We start from the raw sequence: 19,289 nt of genomic DNA, 5'->3' as shown, positions 1-19,289 counted from the left end.
TTGCGAGCGCTGTGTCAGCGAATCCCGGTAGGCTGTATCCACCCCATCTTGTACGAAAACAGCACCAGCAAGAACAGCGTGATCGACAAGCCCACGCGCATCGCCAGCGCCTGCACGGTGCGGTTGCTGCGGCCTTTGTCGCGCATCAGGAAGAACAGGGCGGAGGCCAGGCTGCCGATGATGAGCACGAAAGCGATGGCGACGACGATCTTCATGGTGTGTCCTGAAATGGCAAAGTGATATTCAATTGTATGCGACTTCGCTTCCGTTTCAGGGCCATTCCTTTCCTCGCCACCCTCATCCTTGTGCTGCTCGGGATCGCGCTCGGCAACTGGCAAACCCGGCGCGCGGCCGGGAAGACCGCGCTGCAGGCCAGGCTCGAACAGGGCATGGCGGCAAGCCCGCTGACCCTGGACGGCAGCCCGGTCGACCCCGCGCGCATCGAGTTCCATCGCGTTCTGGTAACGGGCGAATTCGTCCCCGGCTGGCCGCTGTTCCTCGACAACCGGCCGCAGGCGGGCCGCGCCGGATTCATTCTGCTGATGCCGTTTAAAATAGCGGGATCGAACAAGGCCGTTCTCGTCGCGCGCGGCTGGCTGCCGCGCAATATGGCCGAGCACGACCGCCTGCCGCCTTACACGACGCCGGCCGGACAAGTGACGATCGAGGGCAGGGCGGTGCGCCAGCTGGCCCGGGTGATGCAGCTGGGGACGCCGGCGTCCTTGAAACCGGCGGCGATCCTGCAGAACACCGCGCCGGGCGAGGTGGCGCGCGCCAGCGGCCTGGACCTGCTGCCGGTCGTGGTCGAGCAGACCGGCCCGGACAGCACGGGCGAAGGCTTGGTGCGCGACTGGCCCGCGCCCAGCACGGACATAGCCCGCCACGAAGGCTACGCCGTGCAGTGGTACGCACTGGCCGCGATGGCCTTCCTATTTTTTGTGATGACAGGATTTCGACGTGGAAGAAGTAAAACCAAACAATCCGGCTGAACCCAAACAACGCAAGCGCGGCCGCTGGATGCTCTGGCTGGTGCTGCTGGTCTGCGCCTCGCCGATGATCGCGTCGTACTTCACCTTTTACGTGCTCAAGCCGGAGAAGCGCAACAACTACGGCACCCTGATCGACCAGCGCGCGCACCCGGTCCCGGCGCTGGCAAGCACCACCCTGGACGGCAAGCCGGCCGCGCTGGCGCAGTTCAAGGGCAAGTGGATCATGCTGATGGCGGCGCCCGGCGCCTGCATGGATGCCTGCCGCAAGCAGCTGTTCACGATGCGCCAGCTGCGCACCATGCAGGGCAAGGAGATGGAACGCATCGAGCGCGTGTGGCTGATCACGGACCAGGAGCCGCTGGACACCATCGTGATCCGCGAATTCGACGGCACCCACATGCTGCGCGCCGATCCGAAAGCCGTGCAGAACTGGCTGCCGACCGATCCGGGCACCGGCGTATCCGACCACATCTACATGATCGACCCGCTGGGCCACCTGATGATGCGCTTCCCGAAGGACCCGGAACCGCGCAAGGTGCACAAGGATATCTACAAGCTGCTGAAGGCTTCAGCGGTCGGCTGAGCGCATTGAAACTGAGTCAAGAATGCAAGCCTCGAATTTCATCCTGCTGGCCCTGACCGGCATCCTGGCCGCTTCCGTGCCGCTGTCCATGGTCTGGATGGCGACCGGCACGCACCGCTACCGCAAGCTGGCCTGGGTGATCGTCTTCTTCACCTTCGACCTGATCGTGTTCGGCGGCTTCACGCGCCTGACGGATTCGGGCCTCGGCTGCCCCGACTGGCCGGGCTGTTACGGCGAGGCGAATCCCTTCCTGGCGCATGCGCACATCGCCGCCGCCGAGGCCCTGATGCCGACCGGCCCGGTGACGAAAATGAAAGCCTGGATCGAAATGATCCACCGCTTCCTGGCGATGGGCATCGGCTTCCTGATCATCGGGCTGGTGGTGGCGTCCTGGCTGGAATGGCGCCGCTCGAAAGGGCGCGCAGCCTCGCCCTGGCTGCCGGCGCTGCTGTTGATCTGGGTCTGCGTGCAGGGCGCGTTCGGCGCCTGGACCGTGACCCTGAAGCTGCAGCCGGTCATCGTGACCCTGCACCTGCTGTTCGGCATGACCCTGCTGGCCCTGGCGGCCTGGCTGGGCGGCCGCGAGGATGCTGTCCTGCATCCGGCGCCAGCGCCGGCCGCGCTTGATGCCGCGAAACTGCGCAGACTGCGCCCACTGGCCTGGCTCGCGGGGGCCGTTCTGCTGGTCCAGCTGGCCCTGGGCGGCTGGGTGAGTACCAATTATGCGACGCTTGCCTGCAATGACTTTCCACTCTGCCAAGGACAAATTGTCCCAGACATGGACTTCGAACACGGCTTCACCTTGTGGCGCGAGCTCGGCAAAACCGCCGCCGGCCACTACCTGCCGTTCTCGGCCCTGACCGCCATCCACTGGGTGCACCGCAACTTCGCGGCCGTCGTGGTGCTGGTTCTGGGGCTTGCCGCCTGGCGCGCCTGGCGTCTGCCGGGCCTGCACGGCACCGCGCGCAATCTTGCTCTTGTACTATTGGCGCAGGCTGGCACGGGCATCGCGACCGTGTTTTTCAGCTTCCCGCTTGCCATCGCCGTGCTGCATAACGCCGGGGCGGCCCTGCTTGTCCTGCTGGTGACCATGCTAAACTACAAGGTACAGTATCAACTCGGATCGAAGCCGCCGACCCATGCTCACGCAGCAGCCGCGTCCGCGGGCCATTCATGATTACCCAAACCGCAACCCATAAACCACCCAGCCGCATCTCGCAGTACTGGGCACTGACCAAGCCGCGCGTCACGCAGCTGGCCGTCTTCTGCGCCGTGATCGGCATGTTCCTGGCCACCGACGGCTTCCCAGGCTGGCACGTGCTGTTCTGGGCCACGCTCGGCATCTGGCTGCTGGCCGGCGCCGCCTTTGCCGTGAACTGCCTGATCGAGGCGGAAGTCGATGCCCGCATGGCCCGCACCGCGCGCCGCGCCACCGCCATGGGCGAACTGTCGACCACCCAGACCCTGATCTTTTCCGCCATCCTCGGCGGCCTGGGCATGGGCATCCTGTACACGATGGTCAATCCGCTGACCATGTGGCTGACCTTCGTCACCTTCGTCGGCTATGCGCTGATCTACACCATCCTGCTCAAGCCGAACACGCCGCAGAACATCGTGATCGGCGGCCTGTCCGGCGCGATGCCGCCGGCGCTGGGCTGGGCCGCGGTCGCCAACACCGTGCCGATGGAAGCCTGGCTGCTGGTGCTGATCATCTTCGTCTGGACCCCGCCGCACTTCTGGGCGCTGGCCATGTACCGCCGCGACGACTACGTGCGCTCCGGCCTGCCGATGATGCCGGTCACCCACGGCATGAAGTACACCGGCCAGCAGGTCTGGCTGTATTCGATCGCGCTGGCTGCCTGCACCCTGTTCCCGTACGCGGTCGGCATGAGCGGCCTGCTGTACCTGCTGGCGGCCATCGGCCTGAACGCCGTGTTCCTGCGCTACGGCTGGCTGGTGCACAAGCGCTACAGCGACCAGATCGCGCGCAAGGCCTTCAGCTGGTCCGTCATCTACCTGTCGCTGCTGTTCGCGGCGCTGCTGGTCGATCACTACTTCAAGTTCTGATATGCGAAAACTGCTGCCCCTTCTTGTCGCCGCCTGTGCCCTGACGCTTTCTCTCACCGCATGCGACAAGCTGCCGGGCAAGCAGGCCGCCAGCTTCCAGAACACCGACGTTACCGGCCTCGATTACGCCAAGGGCTTCTCGCTCACCGACCACACCGGCAAGCCGCGCACCCTGGCCGACTACAAGGGCAAGGTGGTGCTGGTCTTCTTCGGCTACACCCAGTGCCCGGACGTCTGCCCGACCACGATGGCGGAAATGGCCGGCGTGATGCAGAAGCTCGGCCCGCAGGCCGACCAGGTGCAGGTGCTGTTCATCACCCTCGACCCCGAACGCGACACCCAGCCGCTGCTGGCCAGCTACGTGCCGGCCTTCGACAAGCGCTTCGTCGGCCTGTACGGCACCTTGGCGCAGACCGCGAAGACGGCCAAGGACTTCAAGGTGTTCTACTCGAAGGTGCCGGGCAAGGACCCGGGCAGCTACACCATCGACCACATGGCCGGCAGCTATGTGTTCGACCGCGACGGCAGGCTGCGCCTGTTCATCCGCCACGGCGGTGGGGCCGACGCAATCGTCCACGACATCAAGCAGCTATTATCCTGATATCGTCAAGAATATCGGGGTAAGGGATGGATCAGCGACCAGGAAAGAACACAACCCGCGCCGCTGCCGTCATCCTCCTCACGCTAGGCTGCCTGTATGTCCTGCGTCCCTTCCTGGCCGCGATCCTGTTCGCGGCCGCCGTCGTCATCTCGTCCTGGCCCCTCTACCTGCGGCTGAGAACGCGCATGCGCGGCCGCCGCACGCTGGCCGCGCTGACCATGACCCTCACGCTGACCCTGCTGGTGGTGATCCCGCTGGCCCTGGTCGCCTGGAACCTCGCCGACAACGCCGCCGCCGCCTTCGAAGAGCTGCGCAAGCTCAGCGCCGGCGACCTGCATCCGCCGGCGTGGGTGCGCGGCCTGCCGCTGGTCGGCGAACAACTGCATACCTATCTAAATGAGCTGCTGGCCAGCCGCGACCGCATGATGGAGCTCGCGAAGCGCATGGCCGAGCCGGCGCGCAATGTGCTGGTGGCCGGCGGCCTCGTACTCGGTACCGGCGTGGTCCAGATGGCGCTGGCAGCCTTCGTCAGCTTCTTCTTCTACCGCGACGGCGAAGCGCTGAAGACCGTGATCGCCGCCGCCATGAAGCGCATCATGAACGAGGAAGCCGAGGCGGTCACCGACACCGTCGCCAACACCGTGCGCGGCGTGATGTACGGCCTGCTGGGCACGGCCCTGGCCCAGGCCCTGGTGGCGGCGATCGGCTTCGCCATCGCCGGCGTGCCGGCCGTGCTGCTGCTGTCGGTGCTGGTGTTCGTGTCTTCGCTGATCCCGGTCGGCCCGCCCGTCATCTGGGGCGGCGCGGCGGTCTGGCTGTTCGCCCAGGGCAGCACCGGCTGGGGCATCTTCATGCTGGTGTGGGGCTTCTTCGTGATCAGCGGCGTCGACAACGTGGTGCGGCCGATGCTGATCAGCCGCGGGTCGAGTCTGCCCTTCCTGCTGACCTTACTGGGCGTGCTGGGCGGCGTGATCGCGTTCGGCTTTGTCGGGCTGTTCATCGGGCCGACCTTGCTGGCGGTGGGGTATTCCTTGATGAGCGGGTGGACCCATACGCGGAATCCGATCGTGAAGCAGGCGGGGGAGGGGCGTTGATGCAGGCCGCGGAACGGCACGCTTGTTTTGAGGGTTGGTACCAAGGAAGCTCTTCGTTGACAACGTCTGCTGTCGGCTGCATTCAATCGGTCAATGCAAGGTATTCATTAAATCGTTGCGCAGGTGTTTCGTAGTTTAAAGTCTTTCGAGGACGCCGCCGGTCGTGACACTCCGTGACTTTTCTACTCCAGCAACCTGCTATGCTGGTCCTAACGGCCGGGTTCGGCCAACAGCGGAGGATCACACGTTCCGTTTAACAGCGAGACCATAGCCGCGGTTCTTCCCATCTTCTGAAGCCTCATGACGTTCAGTAGGTATTCCGGACAGCCCATGCCAGGTGCTGCGCGCGATGTGGACATTCAAGAGATCGCTTTACGGAAAGAATGTTCTGCCAAATATAGACCCATGTTTTTTTCAGCTGGTTATTTCAATAATTTCATCTAATGATTTTCTCTTCGCCGCTCAGCCTGCGTGTATTGACCTCCATCCTGCTTATTGCAGGATCGCCTGCATATGCCGCATCGAATCCGAAAAATTCAAACGACTTGGGCACACCTCAGGAAATCACATGCATTTTTTTAAGTGAGCCCCTCGAGGTGACGGCGTTATATGGACCGTTCGATGTGCAGTGGACTACCAGACTCGAAAAAGGACCCTATTGGTCAGAAAAGGCCGACGCTAATGGCAGCTATTTCCGCGGTCCCATAGGCGGTATTTCAGTTAAGGGAAAAAATGGAGGTCCTTTCCCTGGACAAGCCACAACGACGGACGGCGGTTTCTACGTTCCAAATGATGCAGCTAAGCCGATCACGTTGTATTCATACTTTTCGACCGCAGATGTGTCTCCCCAAGTCACTCAGGCTTCCAGTTGCTCGGAAGTGGCGTTTCGAAAGGACGCCAGTACACAAAAAATTGATTTGGTGACCTTCACAACTGCCGGAGCAATCGAAGGTTCAGCTGGGTATGTGATTGGCAACAAGCAAGTGCAAAGTAGTGCAGTTAGCACGCGACAGGCAGCGGCAACGGGTGCAGTTGGGGGAACAATCGCGACACTTCTGGTCGGTGCGATAATCAATGCGGGAGTTGGAAAGATTGTGGGCGTCAATCCACCAATCAAAGATGGGCAGTTTCTCAACACGTTGAGAACTCTGGCGGGCAACCGAGTAGTCGTCAGCGAAGCTCATCCCACTGTTGAAACAGCTAAATAGTAAGCCTGGGCCGTATCAAAAAAGCTTAGCTAGTAGCCGTACGGTGCCCGTATGTCAGCGTAAACTTCGTCCTCGACATGTGAAGCGGTCAAAGCTGTAGAGATGCTCGGCTGGGCTTTCTCTACATCGCCCGACTAGCCGATTAGGAAACTCTTTCCCCCCTTCTGCAAGCTCGACTTTTGCGTGGCATACCGGGCACGCACCCGCGTAACGAATTAATCGAATGGTGCCGGAGTTCCCTGGCGTTGGATGCGGTTCCCGAACAATCTCCATCTGTACATTCAATTCTTTCAGCGCGATCAAGAATGTTGGAGTCATTATGATACGCCAATTGAATAACTTGGCGAATGGGGTGAAAGCAAACCAAAGACCAGCAATAAACGCTGCTAAAGAAAAAATCACGTTTGCAATTTCTGCAGCCGATAGACCCGAAAATTTAACGAGAAAAAGCCAAAGCGCAAATGCAATGGATATACCTGCGAATCGCAACAGCCGCAGTAATACAGAGAAGCTTGGTATGAAGTAAGTTCAGGTACGGTGTTGTTAGCCACACAGCGTATATGCGGTGATCGCACATACTGCTGCGTGACCGTGTATGCATAACCGTACGTCTGCTCTGGGTCGGAATCAGCCTCTACAAGACGCCAGCAATCGACCAGGAGCGCGCCCTCAGCTGCGGATTTGAAAGGGAGAGATACATGTCAGTTCAACCCAAAACTCCTCAAGAGAAAAAACGCCTCAGCTATGAGAAAGATCGTCGTAACACATATGGCGAAAACAACAAGTCGTCACGCAAAAACATCCCGTTAGCTAAAGCACGAGCGAACCGTACGGAGCGGCACAAGCAGGATCAAGTTCTCACAAGAGCAGTTGGCGTTGAAAGCAGCGACACTTTGGATGCTGTTGAAAATCTTATTCGGGGTACGGAGCCTCGATACTGGCGTAAGTGCTCGGACACTCCTCTGGGCGAAGTCTTAGAAAAGAAAGCGAAGAAGTAACAAACGTCTGCTATGGGTCGATTCCGGTCGCTTGTTATAGTCCGTAACCTTTCTGCGTGAGCAGCCTGATATGCTGGGTTGAACGGCCGGGTTCGGCCAAGAGCGGACGGTCATGCCAGGCTCTTGCCAAGCACAAGCAGGACGTTCCACAATTCAAACACGGTAAAAATTAAAGGGAATAATGTCAGTTATCACTCTGCTCTTCTTCGTTGCAGGCGCTGTCCTGCTGATCTTCGGCTTTAAGAAAAACAACCGCGCGCTACTTACGATTGCAGCCTTTTTGTGGCTCGCTTGCGGCACTTGGAGCGACTTCGCCCATGGTTTCAGTGATGGCTGGAGTAGCACCGGCTCGCCAGTAACCTCTTCTACCGCCCACTAGGTCCGCTCTGGGTCGGCTCCGGCCTGTCGCGGTCGGCAGGACTCGGCCAGGAGCAGTCGTTCGACAAACACTGAAATCGGCTGTCTGACTCGACGGCTGCGCTTCCGACGCAGTGCCCTTAAGAACTATGCGCTACTAAATACTGCCCCGGGCGCTATAGCGCCTCCAGGCACAACGCGCCGTGATGCCCGCCACAACGAATAAAGCCGGCGCCAGCAAGCAAATGGCCAGCGTGCTTGCGATCGTGATCGGCGCTATTGCGTACGCGAGCGTCCAACCAAGCCCGCCTAGCACTAGCGTCCAAGCGCCGAGGCGACGAAGGGTCTGTTCTCGTGCCGGATCGCAGGACAAACGCGTCAGCGGCACCAACTTTTTAGGGATTGCGTTCGCGGAGACGACCACCACCGCGCCCATCAGCATGCCCATCAGTCGTTCGACCATCTCGGCGCTGAGAATTTGATGCTGCCGGAGCGCGTTGAGCACCACGGATGTCAATAGGTAGATCGCAGCGATCCACAATGGACGGCGAATCGGATGGCCCGAGATCATGATTTCTCCTTTGGTTGCCTTTTGGCAGTTGTGGTCGGCGTCTCCGGCGTAAGCTGCAACCCGAACGCCTGTGCAAAACCCATGAGCGCCTCCTCGAGCACCGACATCTTCAACCGGTACATTATTGTGCGCCCGCTCTTCTCTGCCTCGATCAGGTCTGCCGCCACCAACACTGCGAAGTGCGCCGACATCGTCGGCTTAGACACATCGAAGGCGTCGGCCAGGGCGCCAGCACCCATCGGCCCGGTCCGCAGCATTTGCAGTACCTGGCGGCGAGTTGGATCGGCGAGTGCCTTGAAGATCGAGGTCATAATTGATTGTTAGCTAAACGTCGAAATATAGCAAGAAGTTTCTGCTTGGGCGGTCACGCATTGCCCTGGAGTCGCTATCGTTGGAAGTCAACTGGGAGCATTTTCATCGTTTGGATGCCACGACCGTCCGGAATGGGTCGGTTCCTGCCTTACCCTGGACGAACTCGGCCATCCAGCCAGCGGCAGGCAGCTTCTGCCCCCACCGGCGGGGGACACTGTTACTTCAGAAACTGTGGCACTTTCACTTTAACGGATGGGAACCGAAGAAATGAGACAGGATGCACAACTACTTCTGACCAGAATGCTTTCGCTTGTCGTTCGTAAATATTTTCCTTACGAAGAGTGATACTGAGATATCGTATTGTGGTTGTTACTCTTTTAATTTAACTAAGACACCCATGATGGCATCTCGCACCTTTCTGAAAACCGCCGTCGTCGCATTGACCCTGGCCTTCGCCAACGCGGCGCCAACGCATGCCGCTGCCGCCCCGGCGAGCAAGGCGATCGCGCAGCCTGGCGGGGCGGCAGCACTCAGCAAGCTTGCCGACGACTATTACCAGGGCCAGGCCCGCTTCGAACCGATCGTCGCTACTTTTCACGCCGATAGCCGCTTCGACGACCAGCTTGGCTTGAGTATCTCTCCAGCCAACCGTACACGCCGTGCCGCCGAACTCCGCAAGCAGGCGCAGCGCTTGCATGCGATTGCTGCCGGCCAGCTCGGGAGCGAGGATCGCCTGAGCTATGACATCCTCGACTTCCAGCTGAAGGACGAGTTGGAGGCATTGCAGTTCCCTGACCACCTCATGCCGATCAACCAGATGATGTTCAGCATGCCGCTGTTGCTGGCCAATCTCGCGGACGGCAAGTCCTTCCAAAGCATCGACACCCCGGCGCGATCCTGGGCTTTCCTCAAGCGCATCAGTCAATTGACACCGTGGATCGACCAGGCCATCGCGAACATGCGCGAAGGCATCAAGCAAGGCATCGTGCTGCCCAAGGCACTGATCGTCTCCGCGCTGCCGCAATACCAAGCGCTGGCGAAGCCGACGGCAAAAGACAGCCCGTTCTATGCACCTGTCACGAATATGCCGGCCAGCTTCCAGGATGCGGACCGGCGCGCGCTGACGGCGGCCTACACCGCCGAAATAGACCAACACCTGAATCCCGCGCTGGCACGGCTTGCGCGTTTCCTCGAACAGGAATACCTGCCCGCCGGACGCGCGAGTACGGGGCTGGGCAGCTTGCCGAACGGCGCCCGGTGGTACCAGTACCAGATCGCGACCAACACGACGACGGCGATGAGCGCCGACGCTATCCATGCGCTTGGCCTGGCCGAGGTCGCTCGGATCCAGCAGCAGTTCGCCGAGGTCGGCCCGAAGCTCGGGTATGACGGGCCACCGGCGGGGCTGCCGAAATGGGTGGCCGCGCAGCCTAGATACAAGCCGTTCAAGACCGACCAGGAAATTCTCGAGGTGTACCAGCAACTGGACGCGCGGCTGTCGGCCAAACTGCCGGCCTTGTTCACGCTCGTGCCGCGCACGCCTCTCCAGGAGCGCCTCGAACCCGAACTTACGCGCGCGACTGCATCGGACCACTACACCGCGCCCAGCCTCGATGGTAAACGTCCGGGCATTTTCTGGACGGTGGTCAACGACCCGCGCACCTACGACAGCACGCAGATGACTAGCCTGTTCCTGCATGAAGGACGGCCGGGCCACCATTTCCAGCATGCGCTGAACCTGGAAAAGCCCAAGCCCGATTTCCGCCGCTTCGGCGGCAACAACGCCTACGGCGAGGGCTGGGCCTTGTATGCCGAAACGCTGGGCCGCGAAATGGGCCTGTACGGGGATCCCGCTCAGTACTTCGGCCACCTGAACGAGTCTCTGCTACGCGCCTCGCGCCTAGTGGTCGACACCGGTATGCACGCCAAAGGCTGGAGCCGCGAACAAGCCATCGCCTATCTGCGCGAGACCAACGGCTACAGCGAGGCCGTGGCCAGGAATGCAATCGAGCGCTACATGGCCTGGCCCGGACAGGCGCTCGGCTACAAGGTCGGCGCGCTCAAGATCGCCGAGCTGCGCCAGCGCGCGGCAAACGCCCTGGGTCCGAAGTTTTCGCTGCCGGCCTTCCATGCGGTCGTGATCGGCGATGGCGCCATGCCGCTAGCCGTGCTCGAGGACAGGGTCGACCGCTGGATTGCCGCTTCGAAGTAAATCGTGCGGCCGGCAGTAAGGGTGAACTTCTGCTGCAGGAGGCTGAAGTCCCGTCTTCTCAGCGGCGCCTCCGGTTCGATCGGACCGTTGCGGAAGCTGCGATCGGCGATATACGGCCCGACGGACCAGTTGGTGCATGACTTCTTGAGCCGCCGACAAAATATGGACGCGCTCAAGGCCTGGCTAGACGAGCAGTTCAGATAGACACGAGAGACTGATCAACTCCGGCGTGTTCGATTTTTGTTGGCTTTGAGTTCTAGTTCGCTAAGTCCACTTAGGGTCGGTTTCTGCCGTACCCTGGAGGGCGGCACCCGGCCAGGAGCAGTCATTTGAGGAGTCTGTTCATGCAAGACGAGGTGAGCAAGCATATTGCTGACGAAGCAGAGGATATGTACTCATCGTGGCGGTGGGAGTCCGTTGATACTCCTGGCTCGGCGCGAGTGGCTACTCTAGACGAGCGTGTAGGCAATCCCACTTCGCTCGGTACATACCGGACGTCGGACACTGGGCGCTATCTATTGACGGTAGTTGATCTATACGAGGAGGCGCTAAACGACGACTGGATGCCACGCGAAATCGCAGGTCTTCGCCTAGAAGCGGCAAGGGCATTCATCGGACTGGTTGCAGATCAGCTACGGAGGAATGGACCCGACGTCGCCGTGGAAAATCTTAGAGAAAACTACAGCCAATTCGCGAGTTCATAAGCGCCTCGGCGAGAACAGCTTCGGGCCATATGACCGTCCGCTCTGGGTCTATTGTGTTGAAAAACTCTTGGGCAAGCAGCAGTCCTTGATGAAGTAACTGTACAGGAAGGACGAGCGGCTGGCCCATCTTGGTTTGGCTAACTCATCACTAGATTCTCGTTTCGCCGTGTCGGTATCAGGTTTTTAGCCATTCGACGAAGATTTTGCACCGTCGCCGCGAGCAGAAACTCATCATGGGCACCGCTGGGCCCACGCAAGCGCAATTGCCTGAGCTTGAGAATGCGTTTGAGGTGGGCAAACAGCATCTCCACCTTCTTTCGCTCCCGACGCGATTCGCGATAGGCCGGCGTTTTACCGATCGCTCTGGCCACGTCGCGCGCAGGCTCATGCGGACTGCGGTCGATTTTACGAATGATCATGTTGGGACAGCACCTCGGTTTTAGCTGACAAACCTGGCAGTCGTACAAGCTGGCACGATAGCGAAACGGATTTTTCTGTTGACTGCGCTGAGCCGGTTTCAAATATTTTCCGGCAGGGCAAACATACCGGTTGTTTGCGGCATCGAAGGTAAAGTCGGTGCGACTGAAAGTGCCATCGTGATGCTCGGATTTGTCCCATACCGGCACATGCGGGGCGATTCCCTTTTCGTCGACCAGCCACCCTAGCATGGCAGCCACGCCATAGTTCGTGTCGCCCACCAGGCGCCGTGGCTTCATGGCATATTTCTCTTCCACTCGATTGATCATGGTCTTGGTGGCTTCGACTTCGGCTGTCTTGGTCACTGCCGAGGCTTCGACATCGACAATCACCCCGACCTTTAAATCGATCAGATAATTCGTTGAGTAAGCAAAAATAGCTGGCCCTGCAGCGGCAGTCCAGGTTGCACTCGGATCGGTCAGAGAAATTCGTTTCGGCGGCGATACTGGATTTGCCTGCTCCAGCGCTGCCAAATACTCACGCACCGGCCGGCTTGCCTGCGCTGGATCGCCCCAGTCGATATCGGTATCGCCTGAACGAGATCGTTGGCGTTGGACGTCAGCTTTGATCATGCTCGCGTCGGTGGCAAACCCTTCGCCCTGCACTAAACCTTCCGCCATACAGCGCCGAAGAACGGAATCGAACAGCTGGCGAAAAGCGTCGTGATCGCGAAAACGCCCATGTCGATTCTTCGAAAAGCTCGAGTGATCCGGAACCTTGTCCCTTAGTCCTAGTCTGCAGAACCAACGGTACGCCAGGTTCATGCCGACTTCTTCGCATAACCGACGCTCCGATCGAATCCCGTAACAGTAGCCAATGATCAGCATCCGTGCCAGCAGTTCTGGATCGATTGATGGTCGCCCAGTATGACTATAAGAGTCGGCTAGGCACAGCCGAAATTCGCTTAAGTCGAGATACCGATCTACCGCTCTCAGCAGATGGTCTTCGGGAACGTATTCGTCTAGACTGATCATGACGAACAGCTCCCGCCTCGTTGCCTGATGTCCCATCATCATGGCCTCCGTCTTCGCGCTTTACCTAGATAACGGTAGGCGTTGACAGAGCTGGCATCAAGGGAAGTTTTTCAACGGAATAGGTCGATTCCTGCCGGTCGTGGCCGCCTGTGACTTTTGCAGCTTTGCAACGTGCTATGCTGGCCCAACGGCCGAGTTCGGCCAACAGCGGACATACGCCAACCGAGTGACAACGGATGCATAAATCTAAACCGGCTTACGACGCCATCAAGAATAGTGACTTCGACGCTTTAAGTGGTTTCCTGGACAGCGACCCTACGCTGGTAGGTGCAATGACACCTTTTGGCCCACTCTTGCATGTCGCTGCCCGTCTTGGCGACGAGCAGATGATCAATCTGCTTCTCGAACGAGGAGCCGACATTGAAGCTCGTGGCGGCATTCTCGGGGGCACAGCACTTAACGAAGCAGCGTCTGATGCCCGGTTGGGAGCGGTACAACTGCTTCTACGTCTCGGGGCTCAGATGGACGTAAGTGAGCCAGAGCGTAACCCTTTGTTCAGCGCAATCCATAGCGGCAGTCTAGAAATTGTCCGGCTGCTTGTTGAGCGCGGAATTGACACTACGGTGGCGTACACGGGGGAATCTATGAAAAACATGGACGCTTCAGCCTTTGCGCTGGAGATGGGGAAGACCAAAATCGTTCACTTCCTGCGCACTCGACTTCAAGAAGTATGAAACACACGAACGTCCCCAACGGGTCGAAAGCAAACGGCCGTGACAATCTGCCAGATTTAAAGATTGGCAACATGCTAAGCTGCTTTGAAAGCCCCCAGACTAGACCTGCGCATGAACGAGCCAGAACACTGACGCCGACCGCCACCAAGTCGAATCGGGTGAAAGAAGACCAGCGCCGCGAATCGCATCGTGTCGCCGGCAATGGACGGCTTATCCGACACCAATACATGGAATCCAGCGCATGAATAGCGAGTTCGTCACTTCTCTTCCATACCTTCACACGGAACGCCTCTTGCTCCGCGAATATCGACGCGAGGACTTTGACGCATTCGCCGCGCATTTGGCCGACCCGGTCAGCGCGGCCCACCTGGGCCTGGTCGATCGTCACACCGCATGGCGAATCTTCTGTTCCCAAGCGGGACTATGGCTGATACATGGCGCCGGATGGTGGGCCGTCGAGGAAAAGCGGACAGGCCGGCTCGTCGGGACAGTCGGCGCATTCTTTCGCGAGGAATCCACGGTGATGGAGCTTGGCTGGAATACCTATCGCGCCTTTTGGGGCCAGGGATTCGCGAACGAAGCGGCGGTGGCGGCCATGAAGCATGCGCTCGAGATCCGGCGCGAACCCAAAGTGCGGGCGCTCATCGCTTCAGCCAATGAATCGTCGCTGCGGGTTGCCGGGCGCCTCGGCCTGGCTTATGAAGCGGAAACCGAGATACACGGCAAAGCGGTCGGCGTTTATACGCGTGAGCGGGAGGAGGGGCCTTGATACGCCCTGTTTCTCGATTTTTATGAAAGCTCAAACCGATCGTAAAACGGGAGATGCAGGGAGCGCCGCCGCCGCCGGGAACCACCGCGCCCGCAGCCGCATGAACGGCATCTCCACCAGCCGGTACAGCAGCCAGCCGCCGCAGATCCCGGCCGCCATCACCGCCACGATGGTCAGCGGCGCGGCAGGATCGATACCACGGCTTTCCAGTGCCGGCCGCAGCGCCATGAACACCGGCTTGTGCACCAGGTAGACCGCATACGACCACAGCGCCAGGCTGGCCGCGCCGGGTACCCGCACACGGTTCAGCAGCGACGAAGGGCTGAGCGCCGCGCAGGTCAGCAGGGCGAAGCTCATCGCCGTCAGCGAGAAGCCGAAGGTCGAGGCCAGGAAGGGATTCGGCGCCTCGTAGCGCACGCCGTACAGCACCGCGCCCGCCATGACAAGGCCCGCCGCCAGCAGTGCGTTCCCATGCTTCAGCAGACAGTCGAACAGGCCGCGATGAAAATTCTTCAGCACGGCGATGGCGACGCCGGGCAGCAGCTCGTCGAAGCGGGCCCAGGTCGAGTAGTAGGCCGGCGCCGAAAACGCCTCCTGGCCGTTCATGAAGCCGATCCCGCGCGTGGCCATGCCGGCGCCGATGGCCGCAACGATGGCGCACCACAGCAGGCGTGGCGAGCGCCGCGTGCCCACCAGCGCCATCACCACCAGCGGCAGCACCAGATAAAACTGCTCTTCAATGCACAGCGACCAGGAATGCGTGAAGGTTTCTCCGTAGCGCAGGCCGAAGTTCTGGGTGAAGCTGAAGTAGCGCCAGGCCGGCGCCATGCTCTTGCCCCAGATGACGCTGTGCGGCAGCAGCAGGTAGACGGCCAGCACCACATAATAGTTCGGCAGCGTGCGCAGCAGGCGGCGCGCGAAGAAGGCCTTCAGCGCCAGCGGCTCGCCGCGCGCGGCGGGCGCCAGCAGCTGGTTGCCGATCAGGTAGCCGCTCAGGACGAAGAACAGGTCGACGCCGGCCCAGCCGACGTCGCCGATGAAGCCGAAGATGGAATCGCGGGCGACGAAGCCGTTGTAGTGGGTCAGCAGCACCAGCGCGATGGCGAGCGCGCGCAAGGTGTCCAGGCCCTTGAGCCGGGTGTTGTCGAAAGCAGGGCGCATCAGGCGGTTTTCTTGTTGAGGTGGTCGAGTGCATCCGCGAGCGCCGGCATGTAGGTGCGGCTGGCGCGCAGCAGGCTGCCGTCGCGCAGGCGCAGCAGGGCGTCGCGGTTGGTGAGGGCGCGCAGCTCGGCGATCATGTCGAGCCGCACGATGGTCGAGCGGTGCACGCGCTGGAACAGGTGCGGGTCGAGCTGCGTCGCCAGGGTATGCAGGCGCTCGCGCACCAGCCAGGTCTTGCCGCCGGTGTGCAGGGTGGCATAGTCGCCGTCGGCCTCGATGCGTTCGACTTCGCCGGCCGGCACCAGCACCGTGCGCGCGCCGCTGCGCACCGTGAAGCTGCGCGTCCATTGCGCCGGCGCGGCGCTGTCGTTGCGGCGATAGGGCCAGGCGCGCAGCGCGCGGTCCAGGGCTTCGTCCAGGCGCTCGTCGTCGACGGGTTTCAGCAGGTAGTCGATGGCGGCCAGGTCGAAGGCCTGCAGCGCGAAATTGTCCCAGGCGGTCAGCAGGACCGCCATCGGACGCTGGCGCGGCGGCAGCGCCGCCAGCACCTCGATGCCGCTCTTGCCCGGCATCTGGACGTCCATGAACACCAGGTCCGGGCGCAGCGCCGCGATGCCCTCTAGAGCGCTGTCGCCGTCGCCGTATTCCGCGACCAGTTCGAATTCGCTGCGCTGGGCAAGCCGGACCTTGACCGCCAGCCGCGCCAGCGGCTCATCGTCGACGATGGCGACCCGGATCTTCCCGAGGCTCGCGTTCATACTGCGGCGTCCATGCAGCGCAGGGGCAAGGCGATGCGCACGCCGAAGCGGCCGTCCTCGTCCCAGCCGGCATCGACCTGCTGGGCCTCGCCGTACAGGTGGCGCAGGCGCTGGCCGACGTTCGCCAGGCCGATGCCGCCGGCGCTTTCCTGCGCGGGCTGGCGGCCGTCGTTGCGCACTTCGACCAGCAGGCGCGCGGCCTCGCGTTCGACGCGGATGTCGAGCCGGCCGGGCGTGGCCAGCGGCGCAATGCCGTGGCGGATCGCGTTCTCGACCAGCGGCTGCAGCATCAGGTAGGGCACGGCGCTGTCGAGCAGGTCGGGGCCGGCCTTCATCGTCAGGCGCAGGCGTTCGCCGAGGCGCGCCTTTTCGATTTCCAGATAGGCCTCCGTCAGCGCCAGTTCCTCGGCCAGCGAATGCTCGTGGCGGCCGTCATGGGCGAGGGTGGCGCGCAGGAAGTCGGACACGCAGGCGAGCATGCGCTTGGCTTCGCGGTTGGCCTGGTTTGACACCAGCCCGGAGATCGCGTTCAGGGAGTTGAACAGGAAGTGGGGATTGACCTGCAGGCGCAGCGCGCGCAGTTCGGCGTCGCGCGCGGCCGCCTGCGCCTGCGCGAGCTGCAGTTGGGCGCGCTGCAGCGACAGATAGTAGGCCGCCACCGCGTGCACCGCGCAGAAGGCGATCAGGGCCAGCCAGCAGCTGTCCAGGCCCGCGAACAGCTGGCCCCATTGGTAGCCGGTTTCCAGCCCGAGTTCGATCGCCAGGCGCTGGCCGAGCAGGGAATTGAAGACCGACATCGCATAGCTCGCCGCCAGCAGCATCAGCGCCGTCGGCAGCCAGCGCCATTCGCGCCGCCACGCCGCCCGCTGCAGCATCGCCAGCGGCGCCAGCCAGGCCAGGCAGGCGACGAAGTAAAGCGTGCGGAAGGCGGTGGCGTAGCCGTGGCCGACGGATGGCAGCCCGAGGATGGCCATGCAGGCGCACACCGGCAGGGCGGCGAGCATGGGGACGAGCAGCGGCGTTTCGACTTTCATCCGGCAATTCTAGCGTCTTACTTACCCATCGAATACAGCATGGCGGCGATTTTCCAGCCATCGTCGTCGCGCACCATCTGCCAGGTTTCGCTGCCGCGGTTGGTGACTTTGCCGTCGTCGAGGAAATCGAAGTCGAACCAGACCGAACCGATCGCGCCATTGGTGTCGATGCGCACGTTGTAGAAGCGTTCCTCGATGGGTTTGGCGCTGGTCTGGACGAAGTCGACGAACTTGCGCCGGGAGTCGGCCATCCACTTGCGTGCGGCCGGATGGCGCGGCTTGACTTCGGCCCACATCTTGTCGTCGGCCACTGTCAGCCAGCTGTCGTGGTCCTGCAGGAACAGGCCGGACAGGGTCTTGCCGTCATGGGCGATGATGGCTGCCTTGAACTGTTCGACGACCTGATTGATCGCCGCCACATCGGCCGCGCGGGCATTGTCGGCGGCATGGGCCGGACCGGCCAGGCAGGCTGCGAGCAGGAGGGAAGAGGCGAAGACGCGCATGAAGACTCCTTGGATGGAAAAGTCTCCAAGTTAGATGGCAGCGGGCCGGCGGTCCAGCGGCATGCGCCGACCCGTGCATGGCTTGCGGTGAACGGTGAGTCTTAGCGCAGCACCTGCAAGGCGTCGACGATGCGGACATCGTGCATCTGGTGCAGGTAGGCCTCCAGGTAGCCCTTGTGCGAAGCGCCGACGATGACCAGGGTGCGGCCGCCCGGCTGCGCCGCGATGGCGTCGCGGATGTTCGAGGCCATGCGCAGGTTGCGGGTCTCCCAGAAGCCGACGTACTGGCGGCCGAACTGCTGCGGCGAGCCTTCCTCGAGTGCCGCGCCGAAGTCGCCGTCGAACACGAGTTTCGCCTGGGCCGGCTCGTTGTAGGCACGGTACAGCGCCAGCACGCCTTCGGCATCGCCGAGTTTCGCGTGCAGGGCCTGGTCGCGCTGCTTGCGGCTGGCATTCGTGGCGTTGTTCCAGGCCTTGCCGATCGCCTCGCCCCAGCCCTTCTCGTCGGCGACCATGATGTCCGCGGTGTGGTCGTCCATCGCGACCACCCGCTCCAGGCCCAGCGCGGCGGCCACCGGCGCCGCGATCAGGGTGTCTTCGTTACGCCGGCTGCGCTGCTTCTCGAGCACCGCGACCAGGCTCTCGTCGATGCCATCGCCGGCATGGCGCTCGGCTTCCGGCAGGCGCAGCCACTGCACCAGCGCCGAGGCGCGCTCGCCGCCGGCCAGGAACACCGCGGCCAGGCGGCGCCGCTGCGATGGGGAAGGCGAGGCCGGCCAGGCGGCCAGCAGGCGTTCGGCTTCGGCGCTTGCTGCCGGCACGTCCAGGCCGGTGGCGGCGCGCGCCGGCGCCGGGTCCCAGCAATAGTCCGTCACGGTGTCCTTGTAGCGGTGCGGGAAGCGGCGCGCATGGTCGCACTGCATGCCGGACAGCGCCTCGATGGCGATGATGCGCGGCTTCCAGGCGGCCAGCCGTTCGTTCAGCAGGCGCAGGCTGGCCGGCTGGAAGGGTTCCTTCAGTCCCGACAGATGGGCCGTGCCGAGCACCAGCACCTCGTTCGGCACAGCTTTCGCCGGGCCTTTCAGCTTGCTCGGATCGAAGATGTCCTGGGCGTGCGCGGTGGCGGCGCACAGCAGGGCGGCAGCCGCCATCAGGCCGCTTACGCGTTTCAGCATTTGATCGT

General features: G+C 61.8%; 21 protein-coding genes. 12 read left to right on the top strand and 9 right to left on the bottom strand.

What is annotated here, in order from left to right:
* Positions 1-14: 14 nt before the first annotated feature.
* Positions 15-215, bottom strand: coding sequence for a twin transmembrane helix small protein (locus ACFPO9_RS21355; RefSeq protein WP_230020347.1), 201 nt, complete (start codon positions 213-215; stop codon positions 15-17).
* A gap of 36 nt (positions 216-251) precedes the next feature.
* Between ACFPO9_RS21355 and ACFPO9_RS21350 the strand changes: the two genes are divergently transcribed.
* The 9 genes from ACFPO9_RS21350 to ACFPO9_RS21310 all read left to right on the top strand — a co-directional run bounded on the left by ACFPO9_RS21350 (position 252) and on the right by ACFPO9_RS21310 (position 7,540).
* Positions 252-989: an SURF1 family protein gene (locus ACFPO9_RS21350; RefSeq protein WP_379774605.1), complete on the top strand. Its 738-nt coding sequence runs from the start codon at positions 252-254 to the stop codon at positions 987-989.
* A gap of 28 nt (positions 990-1,017) precedes the next feature.
* On the top strand, positions 1,018-1,572 hold the full coding sequence (locus tag ACFPO9_RS21345) for an SCO family protein (RefSeq protein ID WP_379775062.1): 555 nt from the start codon (positions 1,018-1,020) through the stop codon (positions 1,570-1,572).
* A 22-nt stretch (positions 1,573-1,594) separates the two neighbouring features.
* Positions 1,595-2,749 (top strand): COX15/CtaA family protein, encoded by a 1,155-nt coding sequence (locus ACFPO9_RS21340; protein ID WP_379774603.1) that lies wholly within the window; start codon positions 1,595-1,597, stop codon positions 2,747-2,749.
* The gene (gene cyoE / locus ACFPO9_RS21335; RefSeq protein WP_379774601.1) at positions 2,746-3,639 is read left to right on the top strand and encodes a heme o synthase; all 894 of its coding nucleotides are present in this window, start codon (positions 2,746-2,748) and stop codon (positions 3,637-3,639) included. The genes ACFPO9_RS21340 and cyoE overlap by 4 nt, the downstream gene beginning before the upstream one ends.
* Position 3,640: 1 nt before the next feature.
* The gene (locus ACFPO9_RS21330) at positions 3,641-4,240 is read left to right on the top strand and encodes an SCO family protein (protein ID WP_379774599.1); all 600 of its coding nucleotides are present in this window, start codon (positions 3,641-3,643) and stop codon (positions 4,238-4,240) included.
* Positions 4,241-4,266: 26 nt separating this feature from the next.
* Positions 4,267-5,334: an AI-2E family transporter gene (locus ACFPO9_RS21325; RefSeq protein WP_379774596.1), complete on the top strand. Its 1,068-nt coding sequence runs from the start codon at positions 4,267-4,269 to the stop codon at positions 5,332-5,334.
* A 443-nt stretch (positions 5,335-5,777) separates the two neighbouring features.
* Complete coding sequence (locus tag ACFPO9_RS21320) at positions 5,778-6,542, top strand: hypothetical protein (protein WP_379774593.1); 765 nt, start codon at positions 5,778-5,780, stop codon at positions 6,540-6,542.
* A gap of 352 nt (positions 6,543-6,894) precedes the next feature.
* The gene (locus ACFPO9_RS21315; protein ID WP_379774591.1) at positions 6,895-7,068 is read left to right on the top strand and encodes a hypothetical protein; all 174 of its coding nucleotides are present in this window, start codon (positions 6,895-6,897) and stop codon (positions 7,066-7,068) included.
* A gap of 172 nt (positions 7,069-7,240) precedes the next feature.
* Positions 7,241-7,540 (top strand): hypothetical protein, encoded by a 300-nt coding sequence (locus ACFPO9_RS21310; RefSeq protein WP_379774589.1) that lies wholly within the window; start codon positions 7,241-7,243, stop codon positions 7,538-7,540.
* A gap of 514 nt (positions 7,541-8,054) precedes the next feature.
* On the opposite strand, the gene ACFPO9_RS21305 is transcribed toward ACFPO9_RS21310, so the two are convergent.
* Entirely contained in the window at positions 8,055-8,468 is a 414-nt protein-coding gene (locus ACFPO9_RS21305; protein WP_379774587.1) for a hypothetical protein, read from the bottom strand.
* Complete coding sequence (locus ACFPO9_RS21300) at positions 8,465-8,779, bottom strand: autorepressor SdpR family transcription factor (RefSeq protein WP_379774584.1); 315 nt, start codon at positions 8,777-8,779, stop codon at positions 8,465-8,467. The genes ACFPO9_RS21305 and ACFPO9_RS21300 overlap by 4 nt, the downstream gene beginning before the upstream one ends.
* Before the next feature lie 398 nt (positions 8,780-9,177).
* Between ACFPO9_RS21300 and ACFPO9_RS21295 the strand changes: the two genes are divergently transcribed.
* Positions 9,178-10,992, top strand: coding sequence for a DUF885 domain-containing protein (locus ACFPO9_RS21295; RefSeq protein ID WP_379774581.1), 1,815 nt, complete (start codon positions 9,178-9,180; stop codon positions 10,990-10,992).
* Positions 10,993-11,833: 841 nt separating this feature from the next.
* Here the strand turns inward: ACFPO9_RS21295 and ACFPO9_RS21290 are convergent.
* The gene (locus tag ACFPO9_RS21290; protein ID WP_379775059.1) at positions 11,834-13,186 is read right to left on the bottom strand and encodes a transposase; all 1,353 of its coding nucleotides are present in this window, start codon (positions 13,184-13,186) and stop codon (positions 11,834-11,836) included.
* 197 nt (positions 13,187-13,383) lie between these two features.
* On the opposite strand from ACFPO9_RS21290, the gene ACFPO9_RS21285 reads away from it, so the two are divergent.
* Both ACFPO9_RS21285 and ACFPO9_RS21280 read left to right on the top strand, forming a co-directional pair.
* Complete coding sequence (locus tag ACFPO9_RS21285; protein WP_379774578.1) at positions 13,384-13,881, top strand: ankyrin repeat domain-containing protein; 498 nt, start codon at positions 13,384-13,386, stop codon at positions 13,879-13,881.
* A gap of 241 nt (positions 13,882-14,122) precedes the next feature.
* A complete protein-coding gene (locus ACFPO9_RS21280; protein WP_379774576.1) occupies positions 14,123-14,650 on the top strand; it encodes a GNAT family N-acetyltransferase in 528 nt (175 codons plus the stop codon).
* 30 nt (positions 14,651-14,680) lie between these two features.
* Here ACFPO9_RS21280 and ACFPO9_RS21275 read toward each other — a convergent pair whose 3' ends face one another.
* The 5 genes from ACFPO9_RS21275 to ACFPO9_RS21255 all read right to left on the bottom strand — a co-directional run bounded on the left by ACFPO9_RS21275 (position 14,681) and on the right by ACFPO9_RS21255 (position 19,281).
* On the bottom strand, positions 14,681-15,811 hold the full coding sequence (locus ACFPO9_RS21275; protein ID WP_379774573.1) for an acyltransferase family protein: 1,131 nt from the start codon (positions 15,809-15,811) through the stop codon (positions 14,681-14,683).
* Entirely contained in the window at positions 15,811-16,569 is a 759-nt protein-coding gene (locus ACFPO9_RS21270) for a LytR/AlgR family response regulator transcription factor (protein ID WP_379774571.1), read from the bottom strand. Before ACFPO9_RS21270 ends, ACFPO9_RS21275 begins: the two co-directional genes overlap by 1 nt.
* Positions 16,566-17,603 carry a sensor histidine kinase gene (locus tag ACFPO9_RS21265; protein WP_379774568.1) on the bottom strand — a complete coding sequence of 346 codons (1,038 nt, stop codon included), beginning with the start codon at positions 17,601-17,603 and terminating at the stop codon, positions 16,566-16,568. The genes ACFPO9_RS21270 and ACFPO9_RS21265 overlap by 4 nt, the downstream gene beginning before the upstream one ends.
* 17 nt (positions 17,604-17,620) lie before the next feature.
* On the bottom strand, positions 17,621-18,106 hold the full coding sequence (locus ACFPO9_RS21260; RefSeq protein ID WP_379774565.1) for a hypothetical protein: 486 nt from the start codon (positions 18,104-18,106) through the stop codon (positions 17,621-17,623).
* Between the two features lie 101 nt (positions 18,107-18,207).
* On the bottom strand, positions 18,208-19,281 hold the full coding sequence (locus ACFPO9_RS21255; protein WP_379774563.1) for a DUF5694 domain-containing protein: 1,074 nt from the start codon (positions 19,279-19,281) through the stop codon (positions 18,208-18,210).
* Positions 19,282-19,289: the final 8 nt, after the last annotated feature.

The organism is Massilia aerilata, from assembly GCF_042656905.1.
Lineage (GTDB): Bacteria > Pseudomonadota > Gammaproteobacteria > Burkholderiales > Burkholderiaceae_D > Telluria > Telluria aerilata.
Note: the sequence above shows the minus strand (reverse complement) of the source record. Positions and strands in the feature narration are given on the sequence as shown.